Source organism: Pseudomonas sp. DR 5-09, from assembly GCF_001655595.1.
Lineage (GTDB): Bacteria > Pseudomonadota > Gammaproteobacteria > Pseudomonadales > Pseudomonadaceae > Aquipseudomonas > Aquipseudomonas pharyngis.
Window position 1 is genome coordinate 5,381,007 of record NZ_CP011566.1, and the last position, 19,693, is coordinate 5,400,699.

16 protein-coding genes, 1 tRNA gene and 1 pseudogene are annotated in these 19,693 nt (G+C 61.4%); 12 read left to right on the plus strand and 6 right to left on the minus strand.

Features of this window, described 5'->3' with window-relative positions:
- Positions 1 to 51: 51 nt before the first annotated feature.
- The 4 genes from PDR5_RS24175 (at position 52) to PDR5_RS24190 (ending at position 4,033) form a co-directional block, all read left to right on the plus strand.
- On the plus strand, positions 52 to 2,109 hold the full coding sequence (locus tag PDR5_RS24175) for a methyl-accepting chemotaxis protein (protein ID WP_064599396.1): 2,058 nt from the start codon (positions 52 to 54) through the stop codon (positions 2,107 to 2,109).
- 114 nt (positions 2,110 to 2,223) lie between these two features.
- Positions 2,224 to 2,300 (plus strand) — tRNA-Met (locus tag PDR5_RS24180).
- 224 nt (positions 2,301 to 2,524) lie between these two features.
- On the plus strand, positions 2,525 to 3,775 hold the full coding sequence (locus PDR5_RS24185) for an S-type pyocin domain-containing protein (protein ID WP_082934446.1): 1,251 nt from the start codon (positions 2,525 to 2,527) through the stop codon (positions 3,773 to 3,775).
- A 6-nt stretch (positions 3,776 to 3,781) separates the two neighbouring features.
- On the plus strand, positions 3,782 to 4,033 hold the full coding sequence (locus PDR5_RS24190; protein WP_064599398.1) for a bacteriocin immunity protein: 252 nt from the start codon (positions 3,782 to 3,784) through the stop codon (positions 4,031 to 4,033).
- An 85-nt stretch (positions 4,034 to 4,118) separates the two neighbouring features.
- On the opposite strand, the gene PDR5_RS24195 is transcribed toward PDR5_RS24190, so the two are convergent.
- Positions 4,119 to 5,216 carry a DUF2817 domain-containing protein gene (locus PDR5_RS24195; RefSeq protein WP_064599400.1) on the minus strand — a complete coding sequence of 366 codons (1,098 nt, stop codon included), beginning with the start codon at positions 5,214 to 5,216 and terminating at the stop codon, positions 4,119 to 4,121.
- A gap of 155 nt (positions 5,217 to 5,371) precedes the next feature.
- On the opposite strand from PDR5_RS24195, the gene ggt reads away from it, so the two are divergent.
- The gene (gene ggt, locus PDR5_RS24200) at positions 5,372 to 7,204 is read left to right on the plus strand and encodes a gamma-glutamyltransferase (protein ID WP_064599402.1); all 1,833 of its coding nucleotides are present in this window, start codon (positions 5,372 to 5,374) and stop codon (positions 7,202 to 7,204) included.
- An 88-nt stretch (positions 7,205 to 7,292) separates the two neighbouring features.
- On the opposite strand, the gene PDR5_RS24205 is transcribed toward ggt, so the two are convergent.
- The 4 genes and pseudogenes from PDR5_RS24205 to PDR5_RS24215 all read right to left on the minus strand — a co-directional run bounded on the left by PDR5_RS24205 (position 7,293) and on the right by PDR5_RS24215 (position 10,728).
- Positions 7,293 to 7,892 (minus strand): flavin reductase family protein, encoded by a 600-nt coding sequence (locus PDR5_RS24205; RefSeq protein ID WP_064599405.1) that lies wholly within the window; start codon positions 7,890 to 7,892, stop codon positions 7,293 to 7,295.
- A gap of 86 nt (positions 7,893 to 7,978) precedes the next feature.
- On the minus strand, positions 7,979 to 8,410 hold the full coding sequence (locus PDR5_RS30610; RefSeq protein ID WP_371857749.1) for a methyl-accepting chemotaxis protein: 432 nt from the start codon (positions 8,408 to 8,410) through the stop codon (positions 7,979 to 7,981).
- Between the two features lie 108 nt (positions 8,411 to 8,518).
- Positions 8,519 to 9,346, minus strand: a pseudogene (locus PDR5_RS30615) (PAS domain-containing protein); the annotation flags it as partial.
- Positions 9,347 to 9,414: 68 nt separating this feature from the next.
- On the minus strand, positions 9,415 to 10,728 hold the full coding sequence (locus PDR5_RS24215) for an MFS transporter (RefSeq protein WP_064599409.1): 1,314 nt from the start codon (positions 10,726 to 10,728) through the stop codon (positions 9,415 to 9,417).
- 199 nt (positions 10,729 to 10,927) lie between these two features.
- Between PDR5_RS24215 and PDR5_RS24220 the strand changes: the two genes are divergently transcribed.
- The 6 genes from PDR5_RS24220 to PDR5_RS24245 all read left to right on the plus strand — a co-directional run bounded on the left by PDR5_RS24220 (position 10,928) and on the right by PDR5_RS24245 (position 18,453).
- The gene (locus tag PDR5_RS24220; protein WP_064599411.1) at positions 10,928 to 12,346 is read left to right on the plus strand and encodes a short-chain fatty acid transporter; all 1,419 of its coding nucleotides are present in this window, start codon (positions 10,928 to 10,930) and stop codon (positions 12,344 to 12,346) included.
- 150 nt (positions 12,347 to 12,496) lie between these two features.
- Positions 12,497 to 12,817, plus strand: a complete 321-nt coding sequence (locus tag PDR5_RS24225; protein ID WP_064599413.1) for a hypothetical protein — start codon at positions 12,497 to 12,499, stop codon at positions 12,815 to 12,817.
- A 256-nt stretch (positions 12,818 to 13,073) separates the two neighbouring features.
- Positions 13,074 to 14,771 (plus strand): molecular chaperone HscC, encoded by a 1,698-nt coding sequence (locus tag PDR5_RS24230; RefSeq protein ID WP_064599415.1) that lies wholly within the window; start codon positions 13,074 to 13,076, stop codon positions 14,769 to 14,771.
- Between the two features lie 11 nt (positions 14,772 to 14,782).
- Positions 14,783 to 16,510 carry a J domain-containing protein gene (locus tag PDR5_RS24235; protein WP_064599416.1) on the plus strand — a complete coding sequence of 576 codons (1,728 nt, stop codon included), beginning with the start codon at positions 14,783 to 14,785 and terminating at the stop codon, positions 16,508 to 16,510.
- 61 nt (positions 16,511 to 16,571) lie between these two features.
- The gene (locus tag PDR5_RS24240; protein WP_064599419.1) at positions 16,572 to 17,744 is read left to right on the plus strand and encodes a hypothetical protein; all 1,173 of its coding nucleotides are present in this window, start codon (positions 16,572 to 16,574) and stop codon (positions 17,742 to 17,744) included.
- Between the two features lie 181 nt (positions 17,745 to 17,925).
- Positions 17,926 to 18,453, plus strand: coding sequence for an SET domain-containing protein-lysine N-methyltransferase (locus PDR5_RS24245; RefSeq protein WP_064599421.1), 528 nt, complete (start codon positions 17,926 to 17,928; stop codon positions 18,451 to 18,453).
- 8 nt (positions 18,454 to 18,461) lie between these two features.
- Here PDR5_RS24245 and can read toward each other — a convergent pair whose 3' ends face one another.
- A complete protein-coding gene (can, locus tag PDR5_RS24250; RefSeq protein ID WP_007951756.1) occupies positions 18,462 to 19,106 on the minus strand; it encodes a carbonate dehydratase in 645 nt (214 codons plus the stop codon).
- Positions 19,107 to 19,247: 141 nt separating this feature from the next.
- On the opposite strand from can, the gene PDR5_RS24255 reads away from it, so the two are divergent.
- Positions 19,248 to 19,652 carry a hypothetical protein gene (locus PDR5_RS24255; protein WP_064599423.1) on the plus strand — a complete coding sequence of 135 codons (405 nt, stop codon included), beginning with the start codon at positions 19,248 to 19,250 and terminating at the stop codon, positions 19,650 to 19,652.
- The last annotated feature ends 41 nt before the right edge of the window (positions 19,653 to 19,693 follow it).

A 19,693-nucleotide genomic window follows, 5' to 3' on the forward strand; every position in this document is an offset into this window, starting at 1 on the left:
ACGACCGCGATGCACGCCGATGGTGCGTGGTGTCCAGAGGAGTCATGGGGCATGCAGGCTTTTTTATCACCGGGGATCAGGTTGCTGGGGCGATTTGGGTTCGCACGTAAATTCCAGTTGTTGTTTCTGCTGTTTATCCTGCCATTGGCCGGCAGCCTGTTGATGATCGGCCAGGACTATCGCGACAAACTTAACCTGATCGCCGGTGAACGTGCCGGTGTGCGGCAGTTGCTCGCCCTCGATGCACTCGACAACCTGCTCGCCGCCCAACGCGACCGCGCCGCCCGCTGGCGCGCCACGGAAACCAACCGCCAGCCGACACCCGCGACTCTGGCCGCCGTGGCCGCCTTCGATGGCGTGCAGCCTGCCGTTGCCCAAGCGACGCTGGAGCTGGGCAGTGCCTTGCAAGCCGAAGGCGCGGAAGGTGAAACCCTGACCCGCTATCAGGCCCTGCAAGCCGCGCTCAATGGTCTGGACTCGAAAAGCCTTTCCGGTGTCGGTTGGTGGCCGGATGGTTACGACCGCTTCACCAACGCCCTCAGCGCCTTGCAAGCTTTGCGTGAGCAAATCGCGATGGACAATCGCCTGATCCTCGCGCCATGGCTGGAAACCTATCTGCTGACACAGATTTCCACCCAGCACGCACCAGACCTGATCGAGCGGGTCGGCCGACTGGCAGCCGTCGGCCAAGCGTCTGTGGTTTCCGGTCAGTTCACCCTGCAAAGCCGCCTGCAACTGCGTGATCTGCGCAGTCGCATCGGCGATGCCCGCGAGCAGTTGGTGAAAACCGCTGGCCTGCTTGAAGCGCGTCTGCCGCCAGCCCTGCAAGGCTGGGCCGGGCAATATCACGACAGCCTCAAACAGCTGGACGCCGGATTGAAAGTGCTGGATGACGGCGTGTTCGGCGGCAGCATCAATCTCAAGCCTGAAGAATTCGAGCGCACTCTCGATGCCCTGCTCGGCAACCTCGCCACGCTGCGCCAGCAATCGCTGGTGTCGCTGGATCAGCGGCTGGATGACTACCACGGATCGGCGATTCGTCAGTTCATCGTTGTCGCGGCGGTCTTCGGTTGCCTGTTGCTGGCGGCGCTATATTTGTTCGTGTGCCTGCAAGCCTCGATCCGTCGTAGCGCCAGCGGCATCACGCTGCTCGCCGAGGCTCTGCGCGACGGCAATCTGAGCTTGCAAGTGCCGGTCGTGGGCCGTGATGAACTGGCGTCGATCAGCACCGCGCTTAACGTGGCCGTAGTGCAACTGCGCACCAGCCTGCTGGGTGTCGATCACGAGACTTCGCAACTGAGCAACGCGGTACGCAGCCTCAACGATCACTCCAGCGGCGCTCTCAGCGAAGTCGAAGCGCAACAATTGCAGATCAGTCAGATCGCTGCAGCGGCCACGCAACTGGCGGCGACGTCCCAAGGCGTGGCGCAGAGTTGCGAACAGGCTTCGGGCAGCGCCCAGCACACCCAGCGCATCGCTGCCGACAGCAGCCGTGACAGTCAACGCACCACGGCAAGTATCCAGCAGCTCAATCAGCGCCTGAACGAAACTGCCGCAGCGCTCGGCCGGGTCAGCGAGCAAGGGCAGCAGATTCAATTGGTGGTCGACACCATTCGCGGCGTCGCCGAGCAGACCAACCTGCTCGCACTCAACGCCGCTATCGAGGCCGCTCGCGCGGGTGAACAAGGTCGTGGCTTTGCCGTGGTGGCCGACGAGGTGCGCAGCCTGTCGCAACGTACGCAATCATCCACGGCGCAGATCGCCGGTACGGTCGACAGCCTGCGCAATACGGTCAACGAAGCCGTGAGCCTGATGGAAGCGGCATGCGGCCAGGCGCAATCGGACGCGGAAGCCGTCACGGGACTGGGCGAACGCCTGGGGGAAATCGCCAGCGCCGTGCAGAGCGTCACCGACACCCTCGCCCAGATCGCCACGGCGGTCGAAGAACAGGCCAGCACCGCCGATGAGGTCAGCGGCAATATCCAGCAGGTGGATCAGGCGGCGGTTCGCCTGCTCGAAGGCGCGCGGGCCGTGAATCTTGCGGCGGACACCTTGAGCCAGGGCAGCCATGCCTTGAGTGCCAACACCGGAAGATTTCAGCTGCGTTGAAGCCCCTCCCGCGCCGATTTTCGGCGCGGGAGGATAAGCGGTTGAAAATAAGAAGAAATATTTTGAATTTACGCTTGACGCTTTTCCATTTCAGGGGAATAATGCGCGCCACTTGGCTACATAGCTCAGTTGGTTAGAGCATAGCATTCATAATGCTGGGGTCCGGGGTTCAAGTCCCTGTGTAGCCACCAAGTACTAAAAACGGCTTACCGAAAGGTAGGCCGTTTTTTTATGCCTCGAGAAAAGTGCCCTTCCTCAGTGAATCGGCTGGCTCCGTAGGAACCGGGTGCGAAAAGCGTACGAAGAGGATTTTTCTTTCGTTCAAGCACGCGCATCCCGGCAAGTCGATTTGATCGCCATCGCGATTGGCCGACAAGCTCCCCTGTCTCGATCCAACGACAGACAGGGAGTTGTCATGGACCCGGACAGAGACCCTTTCGACGATATCTGGCGCCGAAAGCTTCCGAACGGCGGCGCCTCATGGGCCGCCTGGAATCCGCCCCGAGAGCCAGAGCCCCTCTACGTCCCGACGGACGAATGGCCATCCTCAAAACCTCGCGACGATCTGGTTTTTGCCAAGTCCTGCACGCCGGACAACTGGTGCCGGACGGATGCGGGCACAACACCTGAGCCCGCCTCCAGTTTCGGCAAGATCATGGTGGCGGGCGCCATACGCTTTCCCGCAGCCAGTAAGGTCGTAGCGAAAGCAATCGGCGCCGATCTGGCCTTGGGGCGCATGGCGGGCGGTGGAATTCTGCAGCAACGTCTCAACTGGGCAATCCGTGGTGCGACAGGCCCGGCCAGTGTTTTCATCCTAGGGATGCTGCCGGCCAGAATGGGCGACGGCACCCTTTATACCGACGAACAACTGCGCACCCTACCCAGCGCCACCACTCGCGTGCGCTTCCAGTTTCGGCGCGATGCCGAAGGGGTCATGCAGGTCTACGGCATCCACACCGGCGTCTCGGGCGACGACTCCGTGCGTACCGTAAAAGTCGAGTGGAACAACGACAAGACCGCCATGGAGGCGAAGCTCAACGGCATCACGATTTTGTGGACGCCGCAACGCGGGCCGCTGGGATCGATGCCGCCACTGGTTCATCCGGAGCACGGCGAAGCACTGAGTACGATCCTCGTCCACCCGATCGCCGCGAACACCGACAGCCAGATTGAAATCCTGCCCGGCGAATACATCACCGCCGAGGATTGTATTCTGGTGTTTCCGGCGGAGACCGGGCTGAAGTCGTTGTATGTGGTGTTTTCTAAGCCGGCCAGATTGACGCCCGGGACGGTGACGGGGATTGGTGAGGATGTTTCCGGGATATGGCTGGCGGGAGCAGGAACGGGGATTGGTGTGCCAATTCCCACGCGGATAGCGGACAGGCTCAGAGGGCGGGAGTTTTCAAGTTTCGACGCGTTCAGAAAAGCACTCTGGCAAGCCGTGCGGGATGATCCAGAACTTTTCGATCAGTTCAATTCGGATGCCCAAGATCGTTTAATGTCGGGCAACGCACCCGCGGTTCGAGACAGGGAGTCTGTAGGCACAAGAGGGGTATTTGAAATACATCACGTCGAGCGGATTACTGATGGCGGCGCTGTCTACGACATAGACAACCTCCGAATCAACACCCCTAAAAATCACATCTTTCAACATAAAAAACAGTGAACACACATGGAAAAAATATCTGAATACACTGAAACCGAATTTATCCGTTTCATCGAAAAAATACGTGCCACCAATAAAAGTGGATCGGATACGGAGCTTGGCGAGCTGCTGGCACAATTCAGAAAGCTTACTGGTCACCCGGATGGCACCGACTTGATTTTTTATCCCGAACCAGGAGAGGACAACTCTGCCGTGGGCATTACGAAGACCGTGAAAGAATGGCGTGCGACCAACGGACTGCCTGGCTTCAAGCAGTGAACATCAGGCCCCCATAGTCCCACCACTGCAAATATCCAAGAAGTCAAAACGGCTTACCGAAGGGCAAGCCGTTTGTTTATACCTGTTATCCCAGGGCCGCGAGCCCTTTCGCCCAGATCTGCCGCGTGCGCAAACCGACCATCGCCCGCCAGTCCGGATCGGCGGGATAGAACTGCTCCAGCAGATTCAGTTTGATCTCGCGCCCCGTCGCATCCAGCGGATCGCCATGCAAATGCAGCCAGTGATCATCGCGCAGGTAACGATGCACGTCCGGCCCCGGATAAGTCCCGCACTCGATCACGAACGGCATCAGTTGCACATTCGGCAGCGCACTAAGCAGCGCCTGCGAGGTGTAACCCGTAGCGGTTGCCGCAACACCGGTATCACTCAAGGTTTCGGCACCGGTGTGCAGCGTGTAGAGCCACGGGCCGTAAATGGATTGCGCTTGGGCCAGTGCCGGATACGGCGCCTGGGTAATCGTCAGCAGCATCGGATGCCCGTACTCGCCGGCGCCGGTGTGCAGGTCGAAACACATCACGGTTTCAGCACCGGCCAGATGATTCTCGATGATTGAATGCAGCGTGCGATTCGACCAGCTCGGCGCGAGCCCGCCAAAAAACAATCCGTCGGGATGACTGTGCTGCCCGCCCTCGACAATCGACATGACGGCCGGCCATCCGTGCTCGGCAATCTGCGCCTCCAGCAAGGCATCAGCCTTTTGCCGCCCGGCGCCGTTCAAATCGGTGCAGGCGTAGATTTCATGCAGCGCGGCGTAAGCACGGTTGTCCGGAAGCGGTCGGTTGAAATCCAGGTGATTGCGGTTGAGGTCGATGTTGTCTTCATTGACCCGCCGCAGCCACGCCGTGCCCCACGGGTTGATCAGGTGAACCATCACCACCGCGACATCCTTCGGCAGCGACTCCGGCGTGAAATGCTTCAGCCAGTCGATCTGGCACTCCGAACCGTAATAACCCTCAACACCGTGGGTGCCGCTGAGCGCCACTAGGCGCCGTTTGGCCGCTGGATCCCCCAGCACCGCGACATCGGTACCCAAAGACTCGCCAAACGGCCCATTGAGCGGATGCGCGTACGAGGAGAGCGTTGCACCTGCCGCCTTCGCGGCTGCTAGAAAGCGCTCGCGCTGTTCGCGATAGCTGGGCTGTGTCGGAAATGCGTTGTGCATGGCGGCCTCTTGTTGATTGTTCTGGCTTCACTATTGGCTCTGACCCTACAGAAAATTCGCCAAGGCATGAAGGACAAACACACCTGCGGTTTGCGTCGTACACGGTCGGTCGATACAGTCCGTCAGACTTTTATCCCACGGACGGAGAGCCCCGCGTGTTTCCAGCCCTGCCCCTGAACCGTTTCCGCCTGCCCGCCTTGACGCTGATCGTCAGCGCCATCGCCCTCACGGCCTGCAACGCCCCGCCCTCCTCGACCCTGCCGCTGGCACCGGAAGCCGCCTCCGGTTACCGCACCGGCCTGCAAGCCAGCCACGCCGAAAAACACATGGCCGCCGCTGCCAATCCATTAGCCGCCGAGGCCGGGCGCGAGATGTTGCGTCAGGGTGGTTCCGCCATCGATGCCGCCATTGCAATGCAAGCCGTGTTGACCCTGGTCGAACCGCAGTCCTCGGGGATCGGCGGTGGCGCGATGATCGTGCTGTGGGATGGTAAACAGGTGCGCACCTATGACGGTCGCGAAACCGCACCGGCCGGTGCGACCGAAAAGCTGTTTCTACAAGCCGACGGCAAACCGATGCCGTTCCCGCAGGCGCAGATCGGTGGACGCTCCGTCGGCACGCCGGGCGTGATGCGAGCGCTGGAACTGGCGCACAAAAAGCACGGCCGCTTGCCGTGGGCCAAGCTGTTCGAACCGGCGATCAAACTGGCCGGGCAGGGTTTTGCGATCTCCCCGCGCCTGCATTCGCTGCTGGAATCCGACCCGGTGATTCGCCGCTCGCCGGACATGGCCAAGTACTTTCTGAACAGCGATGGCAGCGTCAAAGCCGTCGGCACGCGACTGCAAAACCCGGCGCTGGCCGCCGTTCTCAAACGCATCGCCAACGAAGGTGCGGACGCACTGTACAAAGGCCCGATCGCCGAAGAGATCGTGGCCAAGGTTCAGGGTCACGCCAACCCCGGCAGCCTGTCGCTGACCGACCTTCAGCACTATCAGGCCAAGGAACGCGCGCCCCTGTGCACCGACTACAAGCGCTGGCAAGTTTGCGGAATGCCGCCGCCGTCATCGGGCGGGATTGCGGTGGCGCAGATTCTCGGCACCTTGCAGGCGCTGGAAACCCGCGATCCGCGCCTGTCCCTGACGCCGCTCAAGCCTGTGAAGACCGATAAACCGGCCGGCATCGAACCGGCACCGCAAGCCGTGCACCTGATCGCCGAAGCCGAGCGCCTGGCCTACGCCGACCGCGCGCAATACGTAGCCGATACCGACTTCGTGCCGGTACCGGTAAAAGGCTTGGTCGATCCGGGTTACCTGGCCAGCCGCGCCAGCCTGATCGGCGAACGCAGCATGGGCAGCGCCAAACCCGGCACACCGCCGGGCGTCCAGGTTGCCTACGCGCCGGATCGCTCGCCGCTGCGCATTTCCACCTCGCAAGTGGTGGCCGTGGATGACTTCGGTGGCGCCGTGTCGATGACGACCACCATCGAGGCAGCATTCGGCTCGCACCTGATGGTTCAGGGCTTCCTCCTCAACAACCAGATGACCGATTTCTCGTTCATCCCCGAAGAGAACGGACAGAAAGTCGCCAACCGCGTGGAGCCCGGCAAACGCCCGCGCTCATCGATGGCGCCGACCCTGATCTTCGACCGCAACAGTGGCGAGTTTGTCGCCACCGTCGGCTCCCCCGGCGGCTCACAGATCATCGAATACGTGGCCAAAACCACGGTCGGCCTGCTCGACTGGAACCTCGACCCGCAAAGCGCCATCAGCCAGCCCAACTTCGGCAGCCGCAACGGCCCCACTGAACTGGAACAGGGCCAGTTCAGCCCGACGCTGATCCAGGCACTCAAGGACAAGAGCCACACCGTCAGCGAAATCGACATGACCAGCGGCACCCAGACCATCGTGCGGGTCAAGAATGCTGCGGGGAAGGCAACGCTGTCAGGTGGGGCAGATCCTCGGCGCGAAGGAGTAGCGTTGGGGGATTGAATCAACGCTGCCAACTGAAAAAGGCTTACCGAGAGGTAAGCCTTTTTTGTATTGCAACATCCGGCCATGACTTGTCATCCAGCGATGCTCAAACCTCAAGCATCTTGCCATCCACCGGATCGCCAATTGTCAGGAAATGTCCACCGGCCACATGGTGCAGAGTGCGCAAGCCGTCATGCCCTTCAAAATGCCAGCGTCCATCGCTGAAGACCCGCGAATCAGCCTGCGCCGCAATCACCTCGGCCAGAAACAGATCGTACTGTTCGTGATTGTGCGGCTCCGGCAGCAACCGGCATTCGAGCCAGGCCACGCAACCGTCCAGCATCGGAGCATCAACCTGTTCAGCAGCGAAGGTTTGCAGACCATAAGCCTGGAACTTGTCCTGACCTTGATCGCGATTGATTTCCAGGCCCGATGTCGAGCCGACGGTCTGCGCGATGTCAGCCTGTTTCACACAGGGAACGTTGAGAACAAAGGTGCCCGAGGCTTCGAGCAGTTGCCGGGTCCAGGTGGATTTGTCGAGGACCACCGCGACTTTCGGCGGTTCGAAATCCAGCGGCATGGCCCACGCCGCGGCCATGATGTTGCGCTGCCCGGCATGGGCGGCGCTGACCAGCACGGTCGGCCCGTGATTGAGCAGGCGGTAGGCTTTGTTCAGGGGAACCGGGCGACGGAAAGACTCGCTCATGGGATCTGCTCCGGGAAAAAGAGCCGATTGTAGCGGGATAAAAACCGCGAAGGGATTGCCATGGACAATCCCTTCGCCTGACAGCATCAGCTGGATAACTGATTGGCAAACTGGCCGACCGCGTTCACCACTTTCTGCGCGCCGTCCTGGATCTCGACGATCACCGTACCGGCCTCCGCCGCCAGCGCCAGACCTTGTTCGGCCTGTTGCTTGCCGTCGGTCATCAGGGCCACGGCGTTGCGCGCCATGTCCTGGTTCTGGCGCACCACGCCGACGATTTCTTCGGTCGCCTGGCTGGTGCGCGAGGCCAGTTGCCGCACCTCGTCAGCCACCACCGCAAACCCGCGCCCCTGTTCACCGGCGCGAGCGGCTTCGATGGCGGCGTTGAGCGCCAGCAGGTTGGTCTGTTCGGCAATGCCGCTGATGGTCTTGACGATGGTGCCGATCACCTGGGATTGCTCGTTCAGCGCCTCGATACCTTCGCCGGCGGTCTGCATGTGCCTGGACAGATCGCGCATCACATTGACCGCTTCCGTCACCACACGGGTGCCGCGCTGGGCGGTGCTGTCGGTCTGCAGGGACGTGCTGTAGGCGATATTGGCGGCGTCGGCGACGGCCTGTTCCTGATTCACCTGATCCGTGATCACCGTAGCGAACTTCACCACTTTGTAGAGTTTTTCGTTGGCGTCGAGCACAGGGTTGTAAGACGCCTCCAGCCAGACGACACGACCATGGCTGTCGACCCGCTTGAAACGGCCGGCGACGAATTCGCCGTTGTTCAGGCGGCGCCAGAAGTTCTGGTACTCGGCGCTGTTGTACTCCTCCGGCTCGCAGAACTGGCGGTGATGTTTGCCCTTGATCTGCGCCAGGCTGTAACCCATGCCTTGCAGGAACCGTTCGTTGGCGCTCAGCACGTTTCCGCTGAGGTCGAACTCGATCACGGCGGTCGAACGCACCAGTGCGCCGATCAGGTTTTCGTGTTCGCGCGAGGCCTCGATGGTGCGGGTCAGGTCGCTGGAGAAAATCGAGAAATGCTTGATCCGCCCATCCGATGAACGAATCGGCTGGACGATAGAGCGCAACCACGCCTCCTCCCCGTTGCCTCGAGAGAGGCGCACAGCGCCAGCGAAATGCTCGCCACGGGTCAGAGCGGCCTTGAAGCGGTGATGAAACTCATCGGACTTCACATGGGACGGCACGATGTCTTCGATGGCGCGGCCGATCAGGTCGTGGCTCTTGTAGAGCATTTCGTTGAGGAAATTCTGATTGACCGACTGAATCCGTCCGTCAGGCTCGAGATTGAGCACCAGCATCTCGCTTTCCAGGCTCTCCTTCACTTGCAGAAGGCTGGAGAGTTCTTCACGAAGAGCCGCCAGCTCTTGCTTCAGGCGTTTGTTGAACATGGGGGAGAGCACCGATGGACTGGATGGATAGCGGACACACAGCCTAACCATCGGCCTTGGAGGGCTTTTCTGAAGAGCGTTTGAGGCGTGTCCTACAAAAATAGTTACGCCTCGACAACTCAGGCGGTGCCGGCCACGGCACACCGCTCCGCGCGTGGCATTCGCGAACCAAAATACGCCGCACTGGCGACACCTACCGCGCCCATCACCGCGCAGAACATCACACAGATCCACGGACTCCACGGCATCAGACCGATCAGCAGCAACGGTGTGACACTCGCCCAGGCGGCGTAGGCAATGTTGTAGGTGAAGGAGATCCCGGAAACGCGGATCCGCGCCGGGAACAGGCTGACCATCACCGACGGCACCGCACCGACCACGCCACAGCACAATCCGGCGACGGCGTAAGCCAGACCGACCCAGTCACCGCCGCTGATCAGGCAGGTGTAAAGCAGGCCGATCCCCAGTGGCAGCAACAGACTGTAGAGCATGACCGTGCGCCACGCGCCGATGCGATCGACCAGTCGACCGGCAATCACACAACCGATATTCAGGAAGACGATGCCCAATGCGCTGAGCGCGAAGGTGTGGCCGGCGGTCATGCCAAAGGATTTCTGCATCATGGTCGGGGTGATGACCACGAACACCACCACCGCCGAGGTCAGCACGCAGGTCAGCAGCATCGCCGGCAACATGGCCAGGCGGTGATCGCGCAGCACGGTGCGCAGCGGCAGTTCGACCCGCGCCTCGCGCTGCGCCTCCATGGCCATGAACACCGGGGTTTCGCTCAGCCAGCGGCGCAACCAGACGCCGATCACACCGAACACGCCGCCGAGCAGGAACGGATAACGCCACGCGTAATCCAGCACTTCGGCGGGGGTGAACACTTGCGCCAGAAAAGTCGCGGTCAACGCGCCGATCAGGTAACCGAAGGTCAGCCCGGCCTGCAGAAAGCCCAGGGCATAACCGCGATGGCCGGCCGGCGCATGCTCGGCCACGAACACCCAGGCGCTCGGCACTTCACCGCCCACCGCCGCGCCTTGCAGGATGCGCAGCGCCAGCAGCAACAGCGGTGCGAAATAGCCGATCTGCGCGTAGGTCGGCATGATCCCGATCAGCAGGCACGGCAGCGCCATCATCAGGATGCTCAGGCTGAAGACTTTCTTGCGCCCCAGCCGGTCGGCGAAATGCGCCATCAGGATCCCGCCCAGCGGGCGCGCCAGATAGCCGGTGACGAAGATCCCGAAGCTTTGCAGCAGGCGCAGCCACTCGGGCATTTCCGGCGGGAAGAACAGCTGGCTGAGGGTCAGGGCGAAGAACACGAAAATGATGAAATCGTAGATCTCCAGCGCCCCGCCCAGGGCCGCAAGGCCGAGGGTCTTGTAGTCGGAACGGCTGAACGGCGCCGGTCGGGCAGTGGAATGGGCAGTCATGGCAAAGAACTCTGGCAGGCAAAAAACCAAGGCGCCCATGGTCTACGCAAACGGGCCGCCGGACAACCCGTTAGACCATAGTCTGATTCGGCAAAACACGGTCACAAAAATCCGCCGGTTGATTTACTGTTGGCACCTGTCCAGACGGGCTGGCCAAGCCCCGAAGACCACAATAAACATAAAAATCCGAGGTACTCCCGTGGCCGTTGATATCGAAGATAGCCGCTCTGCGCGCTTTGCCTTGCGCTGTTCAAGTTTTGCCGAACGCTGGTTTCCCGACTCCTGGGTATTCGCCGCGCTGGCGGTGATCATCGTCGCGCTGGCGACCCTGGCCATGGGTGCCAAACCCACCGACGCCGCCATGGCCTTCGGGGACGGGTTCTGGAGCCTGATCCCGTTCACCATGCAGATGGCCTTTGTGGTGATCGGCGGTTACGTGGTGGCCAGTTCGCCGCCTGCCGTGAAGCTGATCGATCGCCTGGCGCGGATCCCGAAGAACGGCCGCTCCGCCGTGGCCTGGGTCGCGCTGATCTCGATGGTCGCGTCCCTGCTCAACTGGGGGCTGTCGCTGGTGTTCGGCGGCCTGCTGGTCCGCGCCCTCGCCCGCCGCACCGATCTGAAAATGGACTACCGCGCCGCCGGTGCCGCCGCCTACCTTGGCCTCGGAGCCGTGTGGGCCTTGGGGCTGTCGTCGTCCGCCGCGCAGTTGCAGGCCAACCCGGCCAGCCTGCCGCCGTCGATCCTGTCGATCACCGGGGTGATTCCGTTCACCCAGACGATTTTCCTCTGGCAGTCGGGAGTCATGCTGCTGGCGCTGATCGTGATTTCGATCATCATCGCCTTCGCCACCGCGCCCGGCCCGAACTCGGCACGTGACGCCAAGGCCTGCGGCATCGACCCGGCCTTCAACCTGCCGCCGCTGCAACCGCGCACCCGCCCAGGCGAATGGCTGGAACACAGCCCGCTGCTGATCATCCTGCTGGTGCTGCTGGCGGCCGGATGGCTGTTCCACGAGTTCTCTACCAAACCCGCGATCACTGCGATTTCCGGGCTCAACACCTACAACTTCCTGTTCATCATGCTCGGCGCGTTGCTTCACTGGCGCCCGCGCAGCTTCCTCGATGCGGTGTCCCGCGCCGTGCCGACCACCACCGGGGTGCTGATCCAGTTCCCGCTGTACGGCTCGATTGCGGCGCTGATGACTACGGTCAAGGGCACTGACGCCCAGACTCTGGCCCATCACATCTCGACCTTCTTCGTCAGCATTGCCTCCCACGACACCTATGCACTGCTGATGGGCGTGTACTCGGCGATTCTCGGCTTTTTCATTCCGTCCGGCGGCGGCAAGTGGATCATCGAGGCGCCGTACGTGATGCAGGTGGCCAACGATCTGAACTATCACCTCGGCTGGGCGGTGCAGATCTACAACGCCGCCGAAGCCCTGCCGAACCTGATCAACCCGTTCTACATGCTGCCGCTGCTGGGCGTACTGGGCCTGAAGGCCCGGGATTTGATCGGTTTCTCGTTCGTGCAATTGCTGGTGCACACGCCGCTGGTGCTGGTGTTGCTGTGGGCGCTGGGCACGACGCTTTCCTACACACCACCAGTCATGCCGTAGGAAACGGAACCAAATGATGGGCTGGGCTCATCTTCTTACATCCACCGCAGCCCTATCCCACCTGACAAGTGGGAAAGGGCTGACTTTTTCCGCCGGCGCCATCGATTAGCCTTTCGGCTTTCAATCCTCCCCTGCTCCAAGGAAGAACCGATGACACCCATTTCCAAAACACTGGAAGAGCTGATCCGCGATATTTACCAGGATGATCACGTGACCGTGGTTGAGTACAGAACACTGCGCGACGACGCCGATCGGCGCATGGATGCGGTTGTTCGTGAATTCGGCCTGCACAACAATATGACTGCCTTCCAGAAAGCCATGGACGTGGCGATGCAGTTATTGCAGAGCGCCGTGATTGATGCAAAAAAAGGCAAGCTGAGCGACACCGGCGAAGCCGTGGTCAAAGATGCCGTAACCGCCCAGGTAAGGTACCTGCAAGCAGGGAGCGAGCTCGCCTTGCGACTGCTGTAGAAGGTGGCGTCCTGATTCAGCTCGCAAAGACAGATTGCGGGCTGGATCGACATTGTCCTGCCCCCCCCCGTTAGACCAACCCGGAGCGCCTGCGATTTGAGCTGGAGAACGTTCCGGGGTACTCCTCTCTCGACCGCCCGCCGCAAATAATGGCTCAGAGCCATCATCTTTCTTTACCGCGCCACTGCCTCGGTAATATTCTTGCGCGCCAATATCTGTTTCATTTTTTGTCTGAGCGCAAAGGGAGTTCGTTGCAATGATCGTCGGGATTGACCTGGGAACCACCAACAGCCTTGTTGCCGTATGGCGCGGCGACGCCACTGAATTGGTGCCCAACGCCCTGGGGCAATTCCTGACACCCAGCGTGGTGGGGTTGGACGATCAGGGCCGGATTCTGGTCGGGCAAGCCGCCCGTGAGCGTCTGCACACCCATCCGCGCCTGACCGCGTCGCTGTTCAAGCGCCATATGGGCAGTGCGACGGAGGTTTACCTCGGGGATAAAAAATTCCGCCCGGAAGAGCTGTCGGCGCTGGTGCTCAAGAGCCTGAAAGAAGACGTCGAGCGCACCTACGGCCAGACCGTCACCGAAGCCGTGATCAGCGTGCCGGCCTATTTCAGCGACGCCCAGCGCAAGGCCACGCGCATCGCCGGTGAACTGGCGGGCCTGAAAGTCGAAAAGCTGATCAACGAACCCACCGCCGCCGCACTGGCTTACGGCCTGCACCAACGGGACAAGGAAACCTCGTTTCTGGTGTTCGACCTGGGCGGCGGCACCTTTGACGTGTCGATTCTCGAACTCTTCGAAGGCGTCATGGAAGTGCGCGCCAGCGCCGGTGACAACTTCCTCGGTGGCGAGGATTTCGACAACGTGTTGCTCGAGCACTTTATCGACCAACATCGCAACGTGTCGGATTTCCCCGAGCGCTCCACCATCCTCCAGCCGCTGCGCCGCGAAGCCGAGCGTGTGCGCCGCGCACTGGGCCAGGACGCCAGCGCCGAATTCCGAGTGCAAGTCGGCGAAAAACAATGGACCCAGACCATCACCCAGGCGCAAATGGCGACGCTGTACATGCCGCTGCTCGAACGCCTGCGCGCGCCGATCGAACGAGCCCTGCGCGACGCACGCATCCGCGTCAGCGACCTCGACGAAATCCTGCTGGTCGGCGGCACCACCCGCATGCCACTGGTGCGCAAACTGGCTGCCGGGCTGTTCGGCCGCTTCCCGTCGATCAGCCTCGATCCGGATCAGGTCGTGGCACAGGGCGCCGCCATTCAGGCAGCGCTCAAGGCCCGTTCGGCCGCGCTGGAAGAAGTGGTGCTCACCGATGTCTGCTCCTACACCCTGGGGATCGAGACCTCCACCCAGGTCGGTCGCCAGTATGAGAGCGGTCATTACCTGCCGATCATCGAACGCAACAGCATCGTTCCGGTCAGCCGGGTGAAAACCGTGCAGACCCTTCACGACAACCAGGAACAGGTCGTCGTGAAAATCTTTCAGGGCGAAAGCCGCCTGGTCAAAGACAACGTGGCGCTCGGCCAACTGGACATCAAGGTGCCCAAGCGCAAGGCCGGCGAAGTCGAGCTGGATGTACGCTTCACCTACGACAACAACGGTTTGCTCGAAGCCCAGGTCAGCATCCCCCTGACCGGTCAGCAACACTCGCTGGTCATCGAGAACAACCCCGGCGTGCTGACGCCCGAGGAAATCCAGCAACGTCTGCAAGCTCTGGCGCAATTGAAGATCCATCCACGCGAGCAGCAAGTGAACACCCTGCTCAGTGCACGGCTGGAACGTCTGTATCAGGAAAGCCTGGGCGACCTGCGTGATCAGATCGGCCATTGGGCCAAGCAATTCCAGCACGCCCTGGACTCTCAGGACGAGCGGCAGATCCGTGAGACCCGCACCGAACTGAGCAAGCAGTTGAGCGCCCTCGACCGCAGCCCCTGGCAGTAAGGAAGCACGACATGGAATGCTGGTCCGTCCTGCAACTGCCCGAAGACGCCGGGCTGCGCGATATCAAGCGCAGCTATGCGCGCCTGTTGAAAGTCTTCCGGCCCGATGAAGATGCCGCAGGCTTCCAGCGCCTGCGCGAGGCCTATGAGCGCGCACTGTCGATTGCCCAATGGCGCCTGGAAAACGAAGAGACCGAGGAACACGGCGACGTGATGCAGGCTCCGGGGATCGCCGCGCTGGCGGCACAAGAGCAGTCCATGGCTCAGCCGCTGCAGAAGACAGGGACCGATGCCTGGGATTACCCTGCGGCGCTATTTGAACCGGTGACCCCGGCCGCGCCCGAAGCACCGCTCGAATCGCCGATCTTGCGGGTACAGCCCCTGAATCCGGAGCCTCTTAACCTGGAACCCGAGCAGCTGACTGCCGACCCGGCCATTGAAGCCGCATCGCAATTGCTGAACGGCCTCTCGGAAGCCAACCTGGACGAGCGCTGGGAGCAAGCGCGCCAGCAGGATTGTGCGCAGGCGTTCCAGACATTGTTGCTGACGTTGTGCTTCGATCAGCCCGCCCTGCGCCTTTCGATTGCCCGTTGGGCGGTGCAGCACCTCGGTTGGCTGGGCCCCTGGCAGGAGATCGTCATCGGCGACGGGCAGCGCAGCATTCTCGCCAACGAGCTGCTGACGGATTACCGGCAATCGCTGGAAACGCTGCTCGCTTCGCAAAACGAGCGCGAATTTCTCGCGCTGCTCAGGACTTATACGGCCCAACCGTGGCTCCAGGTGTTCGACCGTCGGGAACACTGGCAGCAGATCATTCTGCAACTGCTGCAGGACACGGAGTGGAGCGTTCCGCTGTTCGACCGTATCTCCCAATTATTTGGCTGGGACGACACCAAGGGCATTCATCCGCAACCGGACTGGCTCTGGCAGGCGCTGATCGAGCGCTGCAACCAGGAAAGCCTCTACGACACTCTTTGCGCCCGGGCCGAAGATCTGCGCAACGGGTCGCCCGACGCACTGGCCGCGCGCATGCTGATCAGCCCGATGAAGCCGCGGCAACACAAAGACCTGACCGACCGCTTCATTCCGGCGGACTGGCAGGCCTGCCAGCAGTTGTCGGAAACCCTCAAGTGGCGCTTCCCCGACCTGCTCGCCCGCTTGCCATACGCCGACGTTTTCTACTGGCGACGGTTTCTGCCGCGTTACATCGCCGCCGAAACCTGGTTGCGCTCATGGGCCGCGATAGCGTTAGCGCTGTGGCTGTTCTATCTTCCCGCCGAGCACAAAACCACGGCGATGAGCATCGTCATCCCCCTGGCCTTCGCCTGCGTTCCTGTCTGGTTTTTCCGGATCGGCCTGAGTTATTGGTTTCTGATCAGCGCCCATTTGATCGTTCAGGATCTGTGGTTGACCGAAAAAATCATTCCACGCCAATGGAACACTGATACCCGCTGGCTCGTGCTGCGCCATGGCGTGCCGCAAGCCGTGATGATCCTGCTGTTCTCGGTCATGCTTGGTGGTCTGGGAGCCTTCACCTACATCGGCGTAATCGTGATCGGGCTCTGGCACAAGCGGCGCATCGGTACGCTCGACCCGGAGTTCAGCGACAAGCACCCATGGCTGACCGCGCTGCACTGGGCGCATTTCAGCCCGCTGCAATTGCTGTTTCTGGTGGTCATGACCGGCGTGATTCTTGCGAGTCAGCTTGGTTATTCGCTGAAACTCCTGTTCCCCGGCTAGGCTAGACGCGGGCCGGATTGCCCTCCACCAAGGTTTTACCCTCGCTGAAAAGGATCTGAGCATGTTGAAACTTGCAGGCCTCACCCTCGCGGCGCTCACGCTGAGCGCCGCCGCCCACGCCGATGTCGAGCTGAAACTGGGCAGCACCGAACGCGTCACCCGCCTCTTCGCCTACCCCAACAATTGCAGTGTGATCTGCTTTCGCAACTGGACGCTGGAGCAGACCGTCGCCCATTACCTGAGCCAGAGCGTGCAGCGTGACGGCTACACCAACGCCAAAGTGCTGGTGAAAAACGACAACGATCAGCTCTATGCCGAAATCAGCGGCGTACCACAGGGCTACGACAAACCGCTGACCGCGCTGCTGGACGCCGGCGATCTGGCGTACAACGGCGCCAGCAAGCTCAACGCCGACGGCAAATGGGCGTACAGCTGGTACCTGTTCCTGCCACTGGGCATGGCCCTGGAAAACCGCAAGAGTGTCGAGCTGCTGCACTTCCCGCCGGATTACTCGCTGACCCAGGCCCAGGATTACCTGCGCTCGAACACCACCGACCGCTGGGCCGCGCTGCTGACCGACAATGGCATCCCCGCCGACCAGACGCCGGCCTACCAGACCATCGTCGACATCGCCCCGATCGCCGCGCCTGCCAGCGCCGGCAAGGATCTGGAAGGCGTGTACGACTACTTCAAGGACTACCAGACCACCATGGTCAAGCAGGTCAGCCAGAACGCCAGCGGCGCCGTGCTGCCGATGGTTGCCTTTGGTGCGCCGGTGCGTAACTGGATCAAGCAGCAATACGGTGCGACCGTGAATGTACTGGGCCTGGCGACCATCAGCCCGAGCGCGGGGGTGAACGTACCGGTGCTGGGTTCCAACCACCCGAGCTACATCTGGTACGCCGCCGACCCGAGCAACTACACCGGCGACGATGCCCAGGCCAAGGCCGATGCGGCCGGTCTGAAGGTGATGGGACAAGACTTGAGCGCTGCCTGCTGGCAGGCCGGAATGGGCAGCAAACCGGGCATCGATCCGAAGACACTGCTCAACAGCTGTACCCAGACCTGGCAAGTGACGCAGAAAGCCAAGACCTGCGAGCTGTTCTACACCACGATCCGCAACGAGACCGTGGCACAAGCGGACAAAACCTGCTCGACCTCACCGGTCAAATCCCAGCTGCAAGAGCTGAAAAGCCCATTGCCGGACATGGTCGCGCCCGCCGCCCACCTCTGAGCAATCGGACGTTCTTCCCGTGTCAGCCCTGGCTGACCCGGGAAAGCGTCTATTTCGCCTGTCAGATCTGACAGTAGACCGTTAGTGTGATTTGCGCGATCTTGGATCCAATCATCGTGTTGCAGGACTGACAGGACGCCAGCCGAGGGAAGTCGCGACACCGAAGCCAACAGGGACCGTTATGAACACTTACGCACTACCGGGTAAACCGGCGCGCGATACCGAGGGCATTTATCCTTTTGCCGGGCTCCCCGTGCGCATGGGATTTCCGTCGAAGCAGGATTTCGAGATTGTTCACGATCCCGAGGGCGTGGCCACCGCTGTCGTAGCATGCCGGGCATTCCTGCGTATCACCCGAATGTGCCGGGTTTCTGGCCAACTGCTGCCCTATCGATGCCGGCAGACCCGGCAACTGCTGGCCGGTATCCACCTCTACGATCCGCGTTTTTGCGGCGCGTTCGAGCATTCCTGCGACCCGAACACCTTTCTCGACATGAGCGAGTTATGGGTATGGGCCCTGCGCGATATTGTGGAGGGTGAAAGGCTGACCATCGATTACACCGCCACCGAAGACAAACTGCTGCGGCAGTTTGCCTGTGGTTGCGGGTCCTCGAACTGCCGTGGGTGGATCACCGGTTACGACGAAACACCCAATCTTGAAGGCCAGCGCTATTTGCTGAACTGGCGGCGTCGGCAAGGTTTACGCTGAACGACCGATCAAGGCGCGCCGACCGGACGCAAACGGTACTGCGGCGGCAATTGCTCGAAACCGCTGATCGTGGTGTTCAGGCTTTTCCAGCGACCATCCTTGATGCCGTAGATGCAGCCGTGGATCGACAGGCTCTGCCCGCGATGCCAGGCGTTCTGGATGATGCTGGTGTGGGCGACGTTGGCCACTTGCTGGATCACGTTGAGCTCGCACAGACGGTCGACCTGTTCTTCTTCGGTCGGCAGCTTGGCCAGTTCTTCGCGTTTTTCGTAGTACAGGTCGCGGATCGAACGCAGCCAGCCATCGATCAGGCCGAACTGGCGATCCTGCATCGACGCCCGCACACCGCCGCAGCCGTAGTGCCCGGTCACCAGGATATGTTTGACCTTGAGAACGTCCACCGCGTACTGGATCACCGACAGGCAGTTGAGGTCGGTGTGCAGCACCACGTTGGCGACGTTGCGGTGAACGAACAGATCGCCCGGCAGCATGCCGACGATTTCGTTGGCCGGCACCCGTGCGTCGGAGCAGCCGATCCACAGATATTCAGGCGTCTGCTGACGGGCCAGCTTGGCGAAGAAATCCGGGTCTTCCTTGGTGATCGCGTCAGCCCAACGCTCGTTGTTATCAATCAGGTCTTGTAAGTCATGCATGCTGTAAGGCCTCAAGAAAGATGCGCTGGTATGACAGTCGACCGCCCGTCGGGGTCACGCAGGGATCGCGGGTGATTTGCTTTGAATTCTCGCGCGCCTGGTGAGTCCACCTCAGTAAGGCCCACAGTATGAGGATTTGCCATGACTGATTCACGACGTCCGTACGATGCGGTGCAACCGGAGCCCATCGATGATAACGAAGACCGCATGGGGTCGGTGCACGAGCTGGATTTCGACGACGAAGAGCCCAGTGCGAAGATCGGCGATGAACTGCCTGAACGCGAGCGCGAACAGTTGATGCCCCGTGACCGCGTGCGCGAAGCCGGTTTGACCGGGGCATCGACCGCCGATCATGAACCTACCGACGACGACCTCAGCCCGGAAACCCTGATCCGTGAAGATGGCGCCCGGGATGCCCAGGAACTCGGAGAAGGCAATCAGGCCGATTGGGATCTGAGCGTGGTCGACGAGGACGACATCGGCGGCGGCAATGGGCTGGATGAAGCGGAACTGGCGCGGCGTGATCCGCTGGATGGCAACCGCTGATTGGTATTGCCTGACAGGACGCCATCGCGGGCAAGCCCGCT